At 53.6% G+C, this 12,719-nt stretch carries 12 protein-coding genes; 9 read left to right on the top strand and 3 right to left on the bottom strand.

What is annotated here, in order from left to right:
- Positions 1 to 312: 312 nt before the first annotated feature.
- The 7 genes from G6Q15_RS10660 to G6Q15_RS10630 all read left to right on the top strand — a co-directional run bounded on the left by G6Q15_RS10660 (position 313) and on the right by G6Q15_RS10630 (position 8,594).
- Complete coding sequence (locus G6Q15_RS10660) at positions 313 to 2,778, top strand: TonB-dependent receptor (RefSeq protein ID WP_240330854.1); 2,466 nt, start codon at positions 313 to 315, stop codon at positions 2,776 to 2,778.
- A 91-nt stretch (positions 2,779 to 2,869) separates the two neighbouring features.
- Positions 2,870 to 4,534, top strand: coding sequence for a sulfatase-like hydrolase/transferase (locus G6Q15_RS10655; protein WP_240330853.1), 1,665 nt, complete (start codon positions 2,870 to 2,872; stop codon positions 4,532 to 4,534).
- Positions 4,535 to 4,547: 13 nt separating this feature from the next.
- On the top strand, positions 4,548 to 5,186 hold the full coding sequence (locus G6Q15_RS10650; RefSeq protein WP_164118594.1) for a hypothetical protein: 639 nt from the start codon (positions 4,548 to 4,550) through the stop codon (positions 5,184 to 5,186).
- Positions 5,173 to 6,519 (top strand): DsbA family protein, encoded by a 1,347-nt coding sequence (locus G6Q15_RS10645; RefSeq protein WP_164118592.1) that lies wholly within the window; start codon positions 5,173 to 5,175, stop codon positions 6,517 to 6,519. The genes G6Q15_RS10650 and G6Q15_RS10645 overlap by 14 nt, the downstream gene beginning before the upstream one ends.
- 50 nt (positions 6,520 to 6,569) lie before the next feature.
- A complete protein-coding gene (locus G6Q15_RS10640; RefSeq protein ID WP_164118590.1) occupies positions 6,570 to 7,193 on the top strand; it encodes a TetR/AcrR family transcriptional regulator in 624 nt (207 codons plus the stop codon).
- A complete protein-coding gene (locus tag G6Q15_RS10635; protein ID WP_240330852.1) occupies positions 7,183 to 8,127 on the top strand; it encodes a formylglycine-generating enzyme family protein in 945 nt (314 codons plus the stop codon). The genes G6Q15_RS10640 and G6Q15_RS10635 overlap by 11 nt, the downstream gene beginning before the upstream one ends.
- 53 nt (positions 8,128 to 8,180) lie before the next feature.
- On the top strand, positions 8,181 to 8,594 hold the full coding sequence (locus tag G6Q15_RS10630) for a DUF1330 domain-containing protein (RefSeq protein WP_164118588.1): 414 nt from the start codon (positions 8,181 to 8,183) through the stop codon (positions 8,592 to 8,594).
- Here G6Q15_RS10630 and G6Q15_RS10625 read toward each other — a convergent pair.
- From G6Q15_RS10625 to G6Q15_RS10615, 3 genes are read right to left on the bottom strand one after another with little or no spacing between them, the layout of a single operon-like run.
- Positions 8,591 to 9,061 carry a hypothetical protein gene (locus G6Q15_RS10625; RefSeq protein WP_164118586.1) on the bottom strand — a complete coding sequence of 157 codons (471 nt, stop codon included), beginning with the start codon at positions 9,059 to 9,061 and terminating at the stop codon, positions 8,591 to 8,593. The two genes, G6Q15_RS10630 and G6Q15_RS10625, sit on opposite strands and share 4 nt — an antisense overlap.
- Positions 9,058 to 10,050 (bottom strand): glutathione S-transferase N-terminal domain-containing protein, encoded by a 993-nt coding sequence (locus G6Q15_RS10620; RefSeq protein WP_164118584.1) that lies wholly within the window; start codon positions 10,048 to 10,050, stop codon positions 9,058 to 9,060. The genes G6Q15_RS10625 and G6Q15_RS10620 overlap by 4 nt, the downstream gene beginning before the upstream one ends.
- A 10-nt stretch (positions 10,051 to 10,060) precedes the next feature.
- Positions 10,061 to 11,128: an MBL fold metallo-hydrolase gene (locus tag G6Q15_RS10615; protein ID WP_240330851.1), complete on the bottom strand. Its 1,068-nt coding sequence runs from the start codon at positions 11,126 to 11,128 to the stop codon at positions 10,061 to 10,063.
- Between the two features lie 158 nt (positions 11,129 to 11,286).
- On the opposite strand from G6Q15_RS10615, the gene G6Q15_RS10610 reads away from it, so the two are divergent.
- Both G6Q15_RS10610 and G6Q15_RS10605 read left to right on the top strand, forming a co-directional pair.
- Positions 11,287 to 12,264, top strand: a complete 978-nt coding sequence (locus tag G6Q15_RS10610) for an NADP-dependent oxidoreductase (RefSeq protein ID WP_164118582.1) — start codon at positions 11,287 to 11,289, stop codon at positions 12,262 to 12,264.
- Between the two features lie 5 nt (positions 12,265 to 12,269).
- A partial coding sequence (locus tag G6Q15_RS10605) for an alpha/beta fold hydrolase (protein WP_164118580.1) occupies positions 12,270 to 12,719 on the top strand: 450 nt, incomplete at its 3' end.

Here is a 12,719-nt window from a genome sequence, read left to right as displayed (position 1 = left end):
CAAAAAGTATTTCCGCTTTGCGCCCCAGTTTCGGACCTTTCGATGGTATTTGCTTGACCCCGGAAGCGGACATTAGACGCCAAAAGTAAACTTGCCTGACATTCCGATGCCCCCTGAAATTCCTGATGACTGTTTTTGGTTCGCGAAGCACGCTTGCTCAAGCATATTGACAGGTTGATTATATTGACACTATACGTGCCAACTTGATATGGCACTAAAGATGTCATAATAATGTAAACGGGAGAGGTGGCGATGGGATTTTCAGGGAAATTTGCAAATAAGCTGATGATTGCCGGACTATGCAGCAGCGCAATGGCTATGCCTGCAGTTGCACAAGAGCAGGATAGTGCGAAAACAGTTGACGATGACGTCATCATCGTAACCGCAACCCGCCGTGCTCAAGATGTGCAGGATATTCCGATTGCGGTGACAGCAGTTGGCCCAGTTCAGCTTGAAGCGCAGAATGTAGCCAACGTCACCGATATTGGCAGCGTTGCGCCCAGCTTTAATGTATCAAGCGCTCAGGCAGCATCCAACGGTGTCGTCCTTCGTATACGCGGAGTGGGCACAACATCGAATAACATCGGTTTCGAAAGCGCAGTCGGCGTTTTTATTGATGGTGCATATCAATCACGCCCCGGCGTTGCGCTTTCCGAATTCGTCGATGTTGAAAGGGTAGAGGTTCTTCGTGGGCCGCAAGGCACATTGTTCGGACGCAATACCTCTGCTGGCGCACTCAATATCATCAACAACCGCCCTGATGTTAATGAGTTTGGCGGCTTCGCAAACGCATCTTATGGCAGTAACAATCTGATCAGCGTTCAAGGTGCGATCAATGTCCCGCTTGTTCAGGATACGCTGGCTCTGCGTGTGACGGGCGCATACCGGAAACGTGATGGATATTTGGATGTCGTCGATGGCACTGGAAATAAGTTTGGCGAGACCAATGATATCGACCGATATCTGCTGCGCGGCCAGCTTGGCTTTGAAAGTGATGGCGGCATCAAGGGTCGCTTGATTGTCGATTATGCAAAGGACCAATCCTCGTGCTGCGGCGCGATTGAATTACTGCGCTCGCCAATTGAAAGCGCTGGCCTTTTTGGGCTGGTAGGTCTTGGCCTGCGGGGTGGTATGGCTTCACCGGATGTAGCGACAAATCCCTTCGACGTTGCCACTGCAGAACATGCGCTCGACAACCGGATCGTAACATTAAGCCGGGTTCCATCTGCCAACGTTGAAAATTGGGGCGTGACAGGTGAGGTTGAAGTCCCCCTCGGCGACGCTGTCGATCTGATCTATATTGGATCCTATCGCGAATATGACACTGTCGAAGCGTTCGATTCCGACTTCTCGGCGCTGGATGCCTTCAATGTAGATAGCAACCGAACCACCATTGAGACTATGACGCATGAGCTACGCTTGCAAGGTGATGCGTTTGCAGGAAGTCTCAATTGGCTGGTTGGCGTATACTACTCCGATGAAACGATCCGTCAGGACGCCAATCTGAGCCTCGGTGCCGACTATGGAGAATTGGTAGGCGCAACCTTGTTTGGCCCCACCATGGGTATGTTTGGCGCAAACCCGCTGACTGTATTCTCTGGCGGTTTCGATCCATCGACAACGGCAACCAACAATTTGCTCGGGCAGGATAGCGAGAGCTTTTCTGTCTTCACCCATAATGTGTTTTCGATCACCGATAGTTTCGATTTGACCCTGGGCTTGCGCTATTCGGATGAAAGCAAGACCGGCTTTTACAACCAGGCATCCAACACCAACCCGGTATGCTCCTCGATTGCTGCGCGGGCTGGCATGGGGCTTATCCCGCCCAATGTTGTCGGGCCAATTTTGGGGCTTGGGTGCTTCCCGCTGACGGCCCCTGCTGATTTGCCGCAATCTGCCGGACTACCTTTACCGCGTACATTCAACGAAGACTTCAGCGATGAGGAGCTGATCTATACCGCCAAGCTCGGCTATGATTTCGGCAATGTCAACGCTTATGCCAGCTTTACTCATGGGTATAAGTCGGGTGGTCTCAATCTCGACGTCACAGCGGCAGTAGGCGGCGCTTCTCCTGCCTTCGCTTCCGAAGAGGTCGATGCCTATGAGCTGGGCTTAAAGGGTCGCTTTATCGATGGCGCGGTGACTGCAAACATAGCAGTTTTCTATGAGGAATTTACCGATTTCCAGGTTTTGGAATTCACCGGAACACGGTTCCAGACCTTCAATGTGCCCAAAGTCATCAGCTCCGGCTTCGAGTTTGAAGGCACTATCCGGCCCACTGACGGCCTGACCTTCACAACCTCATTGGCTTATACCGACGCGCGCTATCCCAATGATTGCGCTGCAGTGACGGACGCGCTGGCGATACGCAACCTGTGCGGTAACAGCCTGACTAACGCTCCGGAGTTTGTCGCCATTTTTGGTGCCAACTATGAAATTTCGATAACCGATAGCATCGATATTTTCTTTAATGGGCAGGCACGTATGGAAAGTGACCGCCGAACGTCGACGCAGGCAAGCGCTGTCCCGGCCACTGCGGCTCAGCTTGGTTTGACGTCTCTCCTGCCCTTTGATGTTCAGGATGGCACAACGAAAATTAATCTGCGTGCCGGTGTCAAAGATGTCGATGGCGCATGGGCACTTGAGGCGTGGGTCACCAACCTGACCGATGAGGTCACGCGCGGGGTCACATTCAACACAGCTCTGCGCAGCGGCTCACGTTCTGCATTCCCGCAAGAGCCGCGTATGTATGGCCTTACATTAAGGGGTAAATTTTGATTTCCTTCCTCCTCTCTCCTCCCAGGAGATCAAAAATAACTGGGGTGGCGGCATTGTCGTCGCCCCTTTTCGTTTTTAAGGATATGATGACGTGAAAAAGTGGCAAAAGATCGTTGGCGGCATATTGGCTTTGGCTGTCTTGATGGGAGCGGTGGCCTACGTCTTCCGCACCGACCTCATCCTGTGGGGCGTGAAAAACCGCCACCAACCCGGCATTGCCGCGCAGACACCTGAAATTGAATGGCAGCAGGGACCCGAAAATGTAGAGGTTGCCGCCGGTGAGCGCCCGCCCAATATCGTCCTAATTCTGGCGGATGACCTCGGCATCAACGACATCTCGACCTTTGGAGGAGGCGTAGCGAATGGTCTTGTGCTAACTCCCAATATCGACCGCATCGCGGCAGAGGGTGTCAATTTCACACAAGGCTATGCGGGCAATGCGACCTGTTCGCCTTCGCGCGCGATGCTGATGACCGGACGTTATCCTACCAGCACGGGTTTTGAATTCACGCCAACCCCGGCCGGGATGGGGCGCGTTGTCAATTCCGTTTCGGCTGATATTCGCCCCGACCTTCCGCCCGGCAAATTTGATTCAGATGCAGATAACCAGCGACCAGCCTATGAAGATCAAGGCCTGCCCGCCGAAGAAGTGACCGTTGCAGAGATGTTGGCCGAAAAGGGCTATCACAATATTCATATTGGCAAATGGCATTTGGGCGTCAGCCCCGAGATCGATGCGCTTGGACAGGGTTTTGATGAAAGCCTGACCATGAGCGAGGGGCTATATCTGCCCGAAGACAGCCCCGACGTCGTGAATGCGCAGCTCGATTTTGATCCAATTGATCGCTTCCTGTGGGCGTCCCAGCGGTTTGCCGGGTCCTTTAACCGGTCGCCGCTGTTCAGACCTGGAGGCTATCTGACCGACTGGTGGACAGAGGAAGCGCTTGAAGCGATTGAGGCGAACCGCAACCGGCCCTTTTTTCTTTATATGGGCCACTGGGCACCGCACACTCCATTGCAGGCGACGCGGGAAGATTATGAAGCTGTTGGCGACATAAAGCCGCACCGGCTTCGGGTATATGCAGCGATGATTCGTGCGCTTGATCGCAGTGTTGGCCAGGTTCTCGACAAGCTGGAAGAACAAGGGCTTGCTGATAATACCATGGTGATTTTCTCAAGCGACAATGGCGGCGCAGGCTATATTGGCCTGCCCAAAGTCAACGCTCCCTATCGCGGCTGGAAGCTGTCTTTGTTCGAGGGTGGGGTTCGTGTGCCCTTCATGATGCGTTGGCCGGCCAGCTTACCAGCCGGACGTAAAGTGGGAAAACCAGTTACCCATATCGACATATTCAAGACCATCGCTACAGCCACCGGTGCGGCATTGCCCGATAGAAAAATTGATGGCGTTGATTTGTTGCCGGTTGCGACGGGAACCGGGCCGCTTGAGCGCAAGGATGAGGCGATCTTCTGGCAGAGTGGGTCCTATTGGGCGGTGCGCGCTGGGAAATGGAAATTCCAGATTGACCAGACGCAGGGTAAGAGCTGGCTCTATAACCTCGCGGATGATCCGACAGAGCAGGCCAATCTCGTCAAGCAGAAACCTGCTGAAGCAAAACGTTTGCTCGCACTGCTTCAAAATCATCACAAGGGGCGCAAACTGCTCTATCCTTCCGCGACGCTGATGCCTGCGATGATCGACAAGACACTCGCCGAGGCATATGAAGAAGGCGATGAATTGGTCTATTGGCCGAACTGAACGGGAAAGCGCCATGTCGAAACCGAAATTCATCTGGGCGACATTGCTAGCGCTCCTCTATGGTTCGTTCTGGATCTGGTATGGCGGCAATGGCGATCCAATCTCGGAGGAAGAAGGCAAAAAAATGCTCGCGCAGATCGAGCAGGTTCATGGTGTCAAACTGGAAGATACGCCCGAAGGCAGCATGAGCCGCAATCTCCTTGCGATGCTCCCTAATGACGATGGTAGGGAATTTTACGCGGTCAACCTCGAAACCCGGAACAAGGGTGCTAAGGCTGCGGAAGCCGAAGCCCGCTATGCAGAGATAGTGATACCCCTATTGCTCGAACGCGGCGGTCATCCTGTGTTTCTCAGCGAGCGAGCAGGGTTGATGCTGGGCAAATATGGCGAGCGGATCGACCGGGTTGCTGTGGTGCGATACCGTTCCTTGAGAGACCTGCTCGATATGCTCCGGGACGAGCGGATGGTCGAGGGGAACAAATATAAGACCGCATCATTGACGCATACCGAAGTATTTATCACGCGGCCCACAATCACCTTTGCACAAGTGAGGTTTACGCTGGGGATGCTTTTTCTGATATTGGGATTTGCCAGATGGAAATTGATCGATTGGCGGCAAAATCGCATACAGGAAGCCAATGCTGGAGCCTGACAAAAACCCCAATCCCCGCCTGATGGTTGATCCCCCGGGCTGGCTGCGCCATTTGATGCGGCGGCAGTTTGATAAGGTTACTGACCTCAGGCAGATCAACAAACGCCGCGTAAAAGCAGAAAAGAAGCGGCAGCGTGGCGGCGATCCACATATCGTGGAATATTTTCACCAGCTGGATGACCCCTATTCGCATTTAACGGCGCAGGTGCTGGCGACTTTTGCCGAGCGTTACAACGTCGTGATAAAGCCGCATTTAATCCGCGCGTCGGGTGGCAAGAACCAGCCGGAAGCGGAAAAGCTTGCCCAATGGGCGCGCCGCGATGCGGAATTGATTGCACCGCATTATGGGTTGGAGTTTCCGAAAGATGCGCCGATTTGCCCCGATCCCGAAGACCAGAGCGTGACGGCGCAAGCATTATCCGAGCTGGCAGACGATAAATTTGTAGCTGCCCTTGCAGATGCAAGCGCCCAATTGTGGGAGGGAGCGGCTGGCAGTCGGAGTACTGACGGGAGCAGCATTGCGGCGCTCGATAAAGGCAGCGCGCGTCTTGCCGAACTCGGCCACTATTCCGGTGCCACATTCTATTATGCTGGCGAATGGTATTGGGGCGTGGACCGACTGTTCCATCTGGAGCAACGTTTGCGCGATCTGGGTGCTTGCAAAGCGCCCGAACTGCCTTTCATCTGCCCGCGTCCCGAGATTGACGTCAGCGGCGTTGACGCCAGCGGACTGACGCTCGATTTCTATCCCTCCCTCAACTCGCCTTACACATCGATTATTTATGACCGCACCATCGCCATGAAAAATGAATGTGGTATCCGGTTCCATCACAAGCCGGTGCTACCGATGATCATGCGCGGGGTTCCGGCAACGCGGGCCAAGGGCATGTACATCATGTTTGACACGTGGCGTGAAGGGCAATTTCTGGGCGTGAATTTCGGACCGGTAATGACGCCGATTGGCGAGCCGACGCGGCAGGCCTATTCGCTGCTTCCTTGGGCGATGGGGCAGGGTAAGGATGAAACGCTGATGTCATCCTTGTTGGACCATGCTTTCAGAAAGGGCGTCGCGCTACACAGCAAAAAAGGCATGAGGCGGGCTGTCGAGGCGGCAGGGCTTGATTGGAACGAAGCGTCACGGCATCTGGGCGGCGAAGGATGGAAAGCGATGGTTGAACAAAATCAGCACGAGATGATCGAAGGTATGGGCTTGTGGGGAGTCCCCAGCTATCGCCTATCCGGCCCGGATGGCGAACCGGATTTGGCCGTTTGGGGACAGGACCGGCTGTGGCTGATCGCAGCAGAGATTCGCAAACGCGCGGATAAGGGCTAGAGATTCAGCATGATCAATGTCATAGTATTTGAAAAATTCGGGTGAAACACATGGCAAAAAAGAATGCGGCAGTAAGTAAGGCGATCGAGGGTGATGGTCCCCATCCCGATGGCCGCCGCGAACGCAGTCGGTCGAGCCGCGGAAAAATCATCAAGGCAATGATGGATTTGATCGTAGAGGGCGATACTGACCCCAGTGCGGCGCGGGTCGCTAAAAAAGCCGGCGTTGGCCTTCGCTCTGTATTCCGGCATTTCGACGACAAAGAGTCGATCTATAGGGAGATGAATACGATTCTATGGGATGCCTACAGCCCCAAACTTTACTACCCCTATGATTCAGAGGACTGGCGCGAGCAGCTTTTTGAAATGATCGAACGCCGCGTTAAAGTTTGGGAGAAAACAGCCCCTTTCAGAATATCGACCAGTATCCAGCGATTTCAGTCGCCCACACTGATGGAGAATTACCGGCAGTTGCTCAATTCAGAGAGGAAAGCGCGTGACAGGATATTGCCCGATCACGTTAAGAACGACAGTAACCGTGTGCGGGCGATCCTGCTCGCGACCAGCTTCGACACCTGGCGACTGTTTCGGCAGGATGAGGGGCTATCGAACAAGAAAACCGTCGAAGTGATGCAACAACTGTTGCGTGATATACTCAATCAGATTGAAGACTGATTTCGTGCGTGCCTTGATGCTTTGCGCGATGCTGCTCGCTGGCTGTTCCCAGCAACAGGAGCATACCATTCCCGCCACCACAGATGCCAAATGTGTAGGAGCAGCCAAATCCGGGATGGTCTGGATTCCGGGCGGCAGCTTCGTCATGGGTGAAAACCCGCGCTATCGCGAAGAAGGTCCTCCCAAGACCGTTGATGTAGATGGCTTCTGGATGGATGCGCATGAGGTGACCAACGCGCAATTCGAAGCGTTTGTAGACGCCACTGGATATAAAACGTTAGCCGAACGTAATCCGCCAAAGGTTCCAGGCGCGCCGCCAGAAATGATGGCGCCCGGTTCAGCCGTTTTCAATGTGCCCAGCCGTGATGATCCGCGCTGGTGGCGATGGGTTGTCGGGGCCGAGTGGCGTCATCCATCGGGACCTGATGAAGATATTCAGGGTAAAGACCAGGTACCGGTAGTCCAGATCGCTTTTGATGATGCCCTGGCCTACGCCAAGTGGGCGGGTAAAGAACTGCCTAGCGAAGAACAGTGGGAATATGCTGCTCGTGGCGGACAGGCAGTGCTGGCAGAACCCAGAGATGAAAATGGCAAGCCGTCGGCGAACTACTATCAGGGCGCCTTTCCTGCCAAAGATTTGGCCGAGGATGGATTTGATACGCGGGCGCCTGCAGGTTGTTTCAAACCAAATGGCCACGGCCTTTACGACATGCTTGGTAATGTCTGGGAGTGGACCACGGCGGACGGCGCGCGCGCCGATGCCGGTGAAGGCGTGAAAGTGATCAAAGGCGGGTCATTTCTCTGTGCTGCCAACTATTGCGCGCGTTACCGTCCCGCCGCTCGGCAGTTTCAGGAACGCGGGCTTGGCACAAATCATATTGGGTTCCGGCTTGTCGATAACAATCGGCCTGCGCCCAAATCCCGGGAAGATTGACTGCAAAATTATAATGGCATACAGAATGCCAATATAATTTTGGGAGCGCGCGCATGAAAGTGGTCAATCAAGTCATCCCCTCAGCTGAACGCATGCAGGAATTTTTCGGTGGCAAGGAAGATGGCCCCTTCGTCATGGTCAACCTGCTCAAGTTCAAGGACAAGGCGGAATATCCCGACGGTCGCGAAACCAGTCTTAGCGGGGCAGAGGCCTATGCTCTATATAGTGCTGCGGTGACAAAATGCCTCGCCGAAGTCGGCGGGAAACCACATTATGCCGGTCCCGTGACTGGCCTGATGCTCGGCGAAGTAGAGGAAAATTGGGATATGATTGCTCTGGCTGAATATCCCTCGCTTGAAGCGATGAGGACGATGATTACGTCGCCGGAATATCAAGAGATCACAGTCCATCGCACAGCTGGACTCGCGGGTCAGCTCAATATCAAAACAAAGCCGGGCTCGTTTTAACCATCTGCCACATCTTTTCGCGGGATGAGCGAAAGGATCAGCATCACCAGCGTGATAATCGGAAACACCAAATTGCCGATTTGTCCAGGCGCGGTGCCAATTGTCTCAACAGGTTTGAACTGGCCGATCAATCCGCGTCCGACCCATTCCATCAGCACAATCAACCACAAAAATGGTATCATGGATTTATAACGGACCGCCGCCAGCAGCATCAGCAGGCCCAGCAACAATTGCACCAAGCCCCATTGGGCAAAGATCGCAATAATGGTTGCAGCTGCTCCATCAGAATAGCTGTCGAGGGGAATAGTAGCGATGCTTTGCGCGCCGCCATCCGCTGCAAATGTATGATGCTGGCTGCGCCATAGGGTTACCACGGTGAACAGGTAAAACACCCAAAGCGCAATCGGGTTTCCGGGAAAGGCATTGTCAAATTGTGCGGGAAAGAGGCGGCTCATGATCTGCTTCATTGCAAAAACTCCAGACAGTTATTTTCCTCGAGTATCTGATCAACCCTGGCGCGCGCATTTGTATCAAGCGCGGTATAGCGACTGCGCAAATCAGTGAGGCATTTGACCTGATATTTGAAGGTGCCCTGTTCATAGGACATGCCATCGACTTCGATGCGGAAGGTCTTCTCGCCCAATTCCGCAGCTTTGGCATTCGCGAGCAGGAATGGTCCATAGACGCGTCCAACTTCGGCCAGTAAATTCTTGACTATCGGTTTGAACGGCGCATCGGCTTCACCCCATTCACCTTCGGTTCCAGATGCATCATCAATGTGAAGCAGCCACCGAAACGCATAAGGAAAATCCTTACGCATCATTTCCTGTGCGGTCGGATCAACGCCCAGTTGCGAGATCTGACCATAAATGCCGAACTCAGCCAGCGACGGACGTGAACCAAACAGCCAGTGCTCGTTCGCCACATGGTTTTCCAGTGCTTGCAGCACCCGCCGCGTTGAGGCTTCAATCAGTGGAAAATTCTCTCTTGTGCAGCCGACCATTCCCATCCGTCCGACTTGCCGCCCGCGAAAATGCTCGGCCATGCCCTGGTTCTGTTCCAGTCTGCCACCTTTCATGGCATCAAAGGAGAGCCAGCGGCTCATCTGTATCTGATCCACTTCTTCCAGCCAGCGATAGCCAAACATGGCCTTGGTCAGCCATTCATCGGCAAAGTCTTCGAGTAGATGCGCGATGAAAGCCTGCGCCGGATCGGGCGGCACAACGCTGCGTTCTCTATGTCTCTCCTCCAGGTCATAAAGGACTGGTGTAGAGTCATTGTGAAAGCTGCCATCGGGATATTCTATCACTGGAATGACAGGTGCTTTCACCTTCTCAGCTGCCAGCTGTTGGGCATGGGCGCCATGCTGCCAGATATGGGTTATTCGACGATAGCGCATCAGCGCGCGCATTTTCATCGAATAGGGAGAGCCAAGTGCTCCATGGATGGTGTACATAATAGGCCTCCTACATGAGTCTGAATTGTTCGATTGCTTTACTCTCGGGCGGCAAACTAAAGAGCATTCCATCTTTGGCTACAATCAGGTCACCATCGAACCGCTTAGGCGCATCACCGAGGAATTTTGGATAAAGATATTCCAGAGGAAGCGGTGGGACAAGATGCGATAGCACCAACATCTTCGCACCAGCAGTTTGCGCGCTTTCTGCAGCTTCTTCTGGCGATGCATGATAATCCTGAATGTCGTGCATGATCTTGGCCGCAAGTGGGTTGCCCCGCGCTTCCAACGCCTCGCGCATTTCCTCGACCATTGCCGGTTGCAGGGCATCGTGGACAATGATGTCTGCGCCGGCGCAGACCTTTTCAAGATTGGCGGACTTGGACGTATCGCCGCTGATGCAGACGGCACGGCCTTTATAGTCAAAGCGGTAGCCCAGCGCGGGTTCGATTGGCGCATGATCAACTTGAAAGGCCGTAATCGTTAAGCCACCCTTCTTCAGTATGATTTGCTGCGAACCGGTCATTTCAAAGGGAAGAGCTATTGCGCCACCGCCTGATGGTGGGACCACTTCCTCGCCATGATGGGCGATCCGATATGTGTCGTCGATCGCATAGGCTGCATTGAACCCGTCAATGATGGCTTCTACGCCTTTTGGGCCATGAACCGGCAAAGGAGTCCTGTTCGCACCTCTGGTCCAATGAAACAGCATCAGAGGGCCCAGGCCGTCAATATGATCAGAATGGAAATGCGTAAGCAACAGGCCGTCGAGTTTGGCCGAATTGATCCCCATCAGATTGAGAACTTCATTCCCGCCTTCTCCGATATCAACCAGGTAGATCTGGTCGCCAGCAATGATCACATTGCAAGGCCCAGCGCGATCAGGATTGGGCATTGGAGAACCGGTTCCACACAGGCCGACATGCAGGCCATCTTCGAGTTCGGCAATTGCATCACGTCCGACATTCTGCTCGATGCCACGCTCAAAGAGCAAGCCGCCAATGGTTTTTTGAAATCCGAACAGGATCGCAAATACCAACGCAATAAGCCCTAACAGAACCAATCCAATCTTCTTCACAGAATGCCCCCTTTTTGCGACAGACTAATTGGCACTATTAATGCCAAAAAGCAATTGCCAAATGTGGGATTTGAAGTATTATAGCACACATAGTGTCAATATAGGGACGGGTCGCTGGAAAGCGGAATGATAGGCATATGAAAGCAACGCAAATTCGAATGTCAGACTATCCCGGTGCCGGGTCAGTTCGCGATATTTGGCGAACCACCCATGACCCCATTCGTCCTGTTGAAGATGGCGAGGCGTTGGTTCGGCTTGATCATATTTCCGTTGATCCTGGTATGCGCGGCTGGATTACCAATAAGCGCAGCTATATGCCGCCAGTGAAACCAGCCGGTGTGATGCGCGCCTTTGGCGTCGGTGAAGTCATAGAGTCTCGGGCAGAAGGACTTGCTGTCGGCGATCAGGTTACTGGATTTACCGGAGTGCAGACACATGGCGTTTTTAAAGAGGAGAACCTGCGCAAAATCGGCCTGCCCGGCGTTCCTCCGCATTTGTTTCTCTCAGGGCTCGGCATGACTGGCTACACCGGCTATTTTGGCATGACCGATATCGGCCAACCCAAAGACGGTGAGACAGTTGTTGTTTCGGCGGCATCGGGCGCTGTCGGTAGCATCGCAGCACAAGCGGCTAAACTGGCGGGTGCACATGTTATCGGCATTGCCGGTGGTCCCGACAAATGCAGCTATCTGACCGATGAACTCGGTCTGGATGGTGCCATTGATTATAAGCGCGATGATGTGGAAGCCGCGCTCCACGCAAATTGCACGAATGGCATTGACCTTTATTTTGACAATGTCGGCGGTGACATACTGAGCGCCGTATTGAACCAGATGAATTATCAAGGACGCATTGTCGTATGCGGCGGTATTTCCCAATATGACGACTTCGCTGGAGCCACCGGCCCGGCCAATTTTATGACTGTTGTGACGCACAGCTTGACTATGCGCGGCTTTACAATGCGTGATTACATGCACCGCGTCCCGGAAGCGCTGGGTTGGCTTGTTCCGGCATGGAAAGACGGGCGGATCAAGTTTCGCGAACATATATTGGAGGGAGTAGAGAACTTCCCAGATGCTTTCGATATGATCTTTGAAGGCAAAAACCACGGCAAGCTGCTGCTCAAGGTTAGCTGAATCTGATGGAATTCTTACGCACACCTGACAAATGCTTTGATAATCTTGCGGATTATCCGTTTCGGCCCAACTATGTCGATGTGTCTGATACCGAGGGTGGAAGTCTAAGGATGCACTATGTCGATGAGGGCCCCAGCGACGGACAGCCTGTTGTGATGGTCCATGGCAATCCGACTTGGGGCTTCATGTGGCGCAAGTTAATCCCGGTTCTGGCCCAAGCGGGCTATCGCGCGATCGCCATAGATCTCATCGGGATGGGGCGTTCAGACAAACCCACCCAAATGAGCGATTACACAGTCGTTCGTCATGAAGAATGGGTGAAGGAAGCGCTATTTGAAAAACTCGGTCTAAAGAACGCACATTTTATCCTGCACGACTGGGGCGGCATCATTGGATTGCGCGCAATTGCTGACAATCAGGACCGGGTTGCCAGCATCATCATGTCCAATACGGGG

It is taken from the genome of Sphingorhabdus sp. Alg239-R122, assembly GCF_900537065.1.
Classification (GTDB): Bacteria; Pseudomonadota; Alphaproteobacteria; order Sphingomonadales; family Sphingomonadaceae; genus Alg239-R122.
Note: the sequence above shows the minus strand (reverse complement) of the source record. Positions and strands in the feature narration are given on the sequence as shown.

Excerpts from the sequence above, each read along its gene's own strand:
- G6Q15_RS10660 (WP_240330854.1), top strand. The coding sequence starts at position 313 with ATGGCTATGCCTGCAGTTGCACAAGAGCAGGATAGTGCGAAAACAGTT.
- G6Q15_RS10630 (WP_164118588.1), top strand. The coding sequence starts at position 8,181 with ATGAAAGTGGTCAATCAAGTCATCCCCTCAGCTGAACGCATGCAGGAA.
- G6Q15_RS10625 (WP_164118586.1), bottom strand. The coding sequence starts at position 9,061 with ATGAAGCAGATCATGAGCCGCCTCTTTCCCGCACAATTTGACAATGCC.
- G6Q15_RS10610 (WP_164118582.1), top strand. The coding sequence starts at position 11,287 with ATGTCAGACTATCCCGGTGCCGGGTCAGTTCGCGATATTTGGCGAACC.
- G6Q15_RS10620 (WP_164118584.1), bottom strand. The coding sequence starts at position 10,050 with ATGTACACCATCCATGGAGCACTTGGCTCTCCCTATTCGATGAAAATG.
- G6Q15_RS10645 (WP_164118592.1), top strand. The coding sequence starts at position 5,173 with ATGCTGGAGCCTGACAAAAACCCCAATCCCCGCCTGATGGTTGATCCC.
- G6Q15_RS10650 (WP_164118594.1), top strand. The coding sequence starts at position 4,548 with ATGTCGAAACCGAAATTCATCTGGGCGACATTGCTAGCGCTCCTCTAT.
- G6Q15_RS10640 (WP_164118590.1), top strand. The coding sequence starts at position 6,570 with ATGGCAAAAAAGAATGCGGCAGTAAGTAAGGCGATCGAGGGTGATGGT.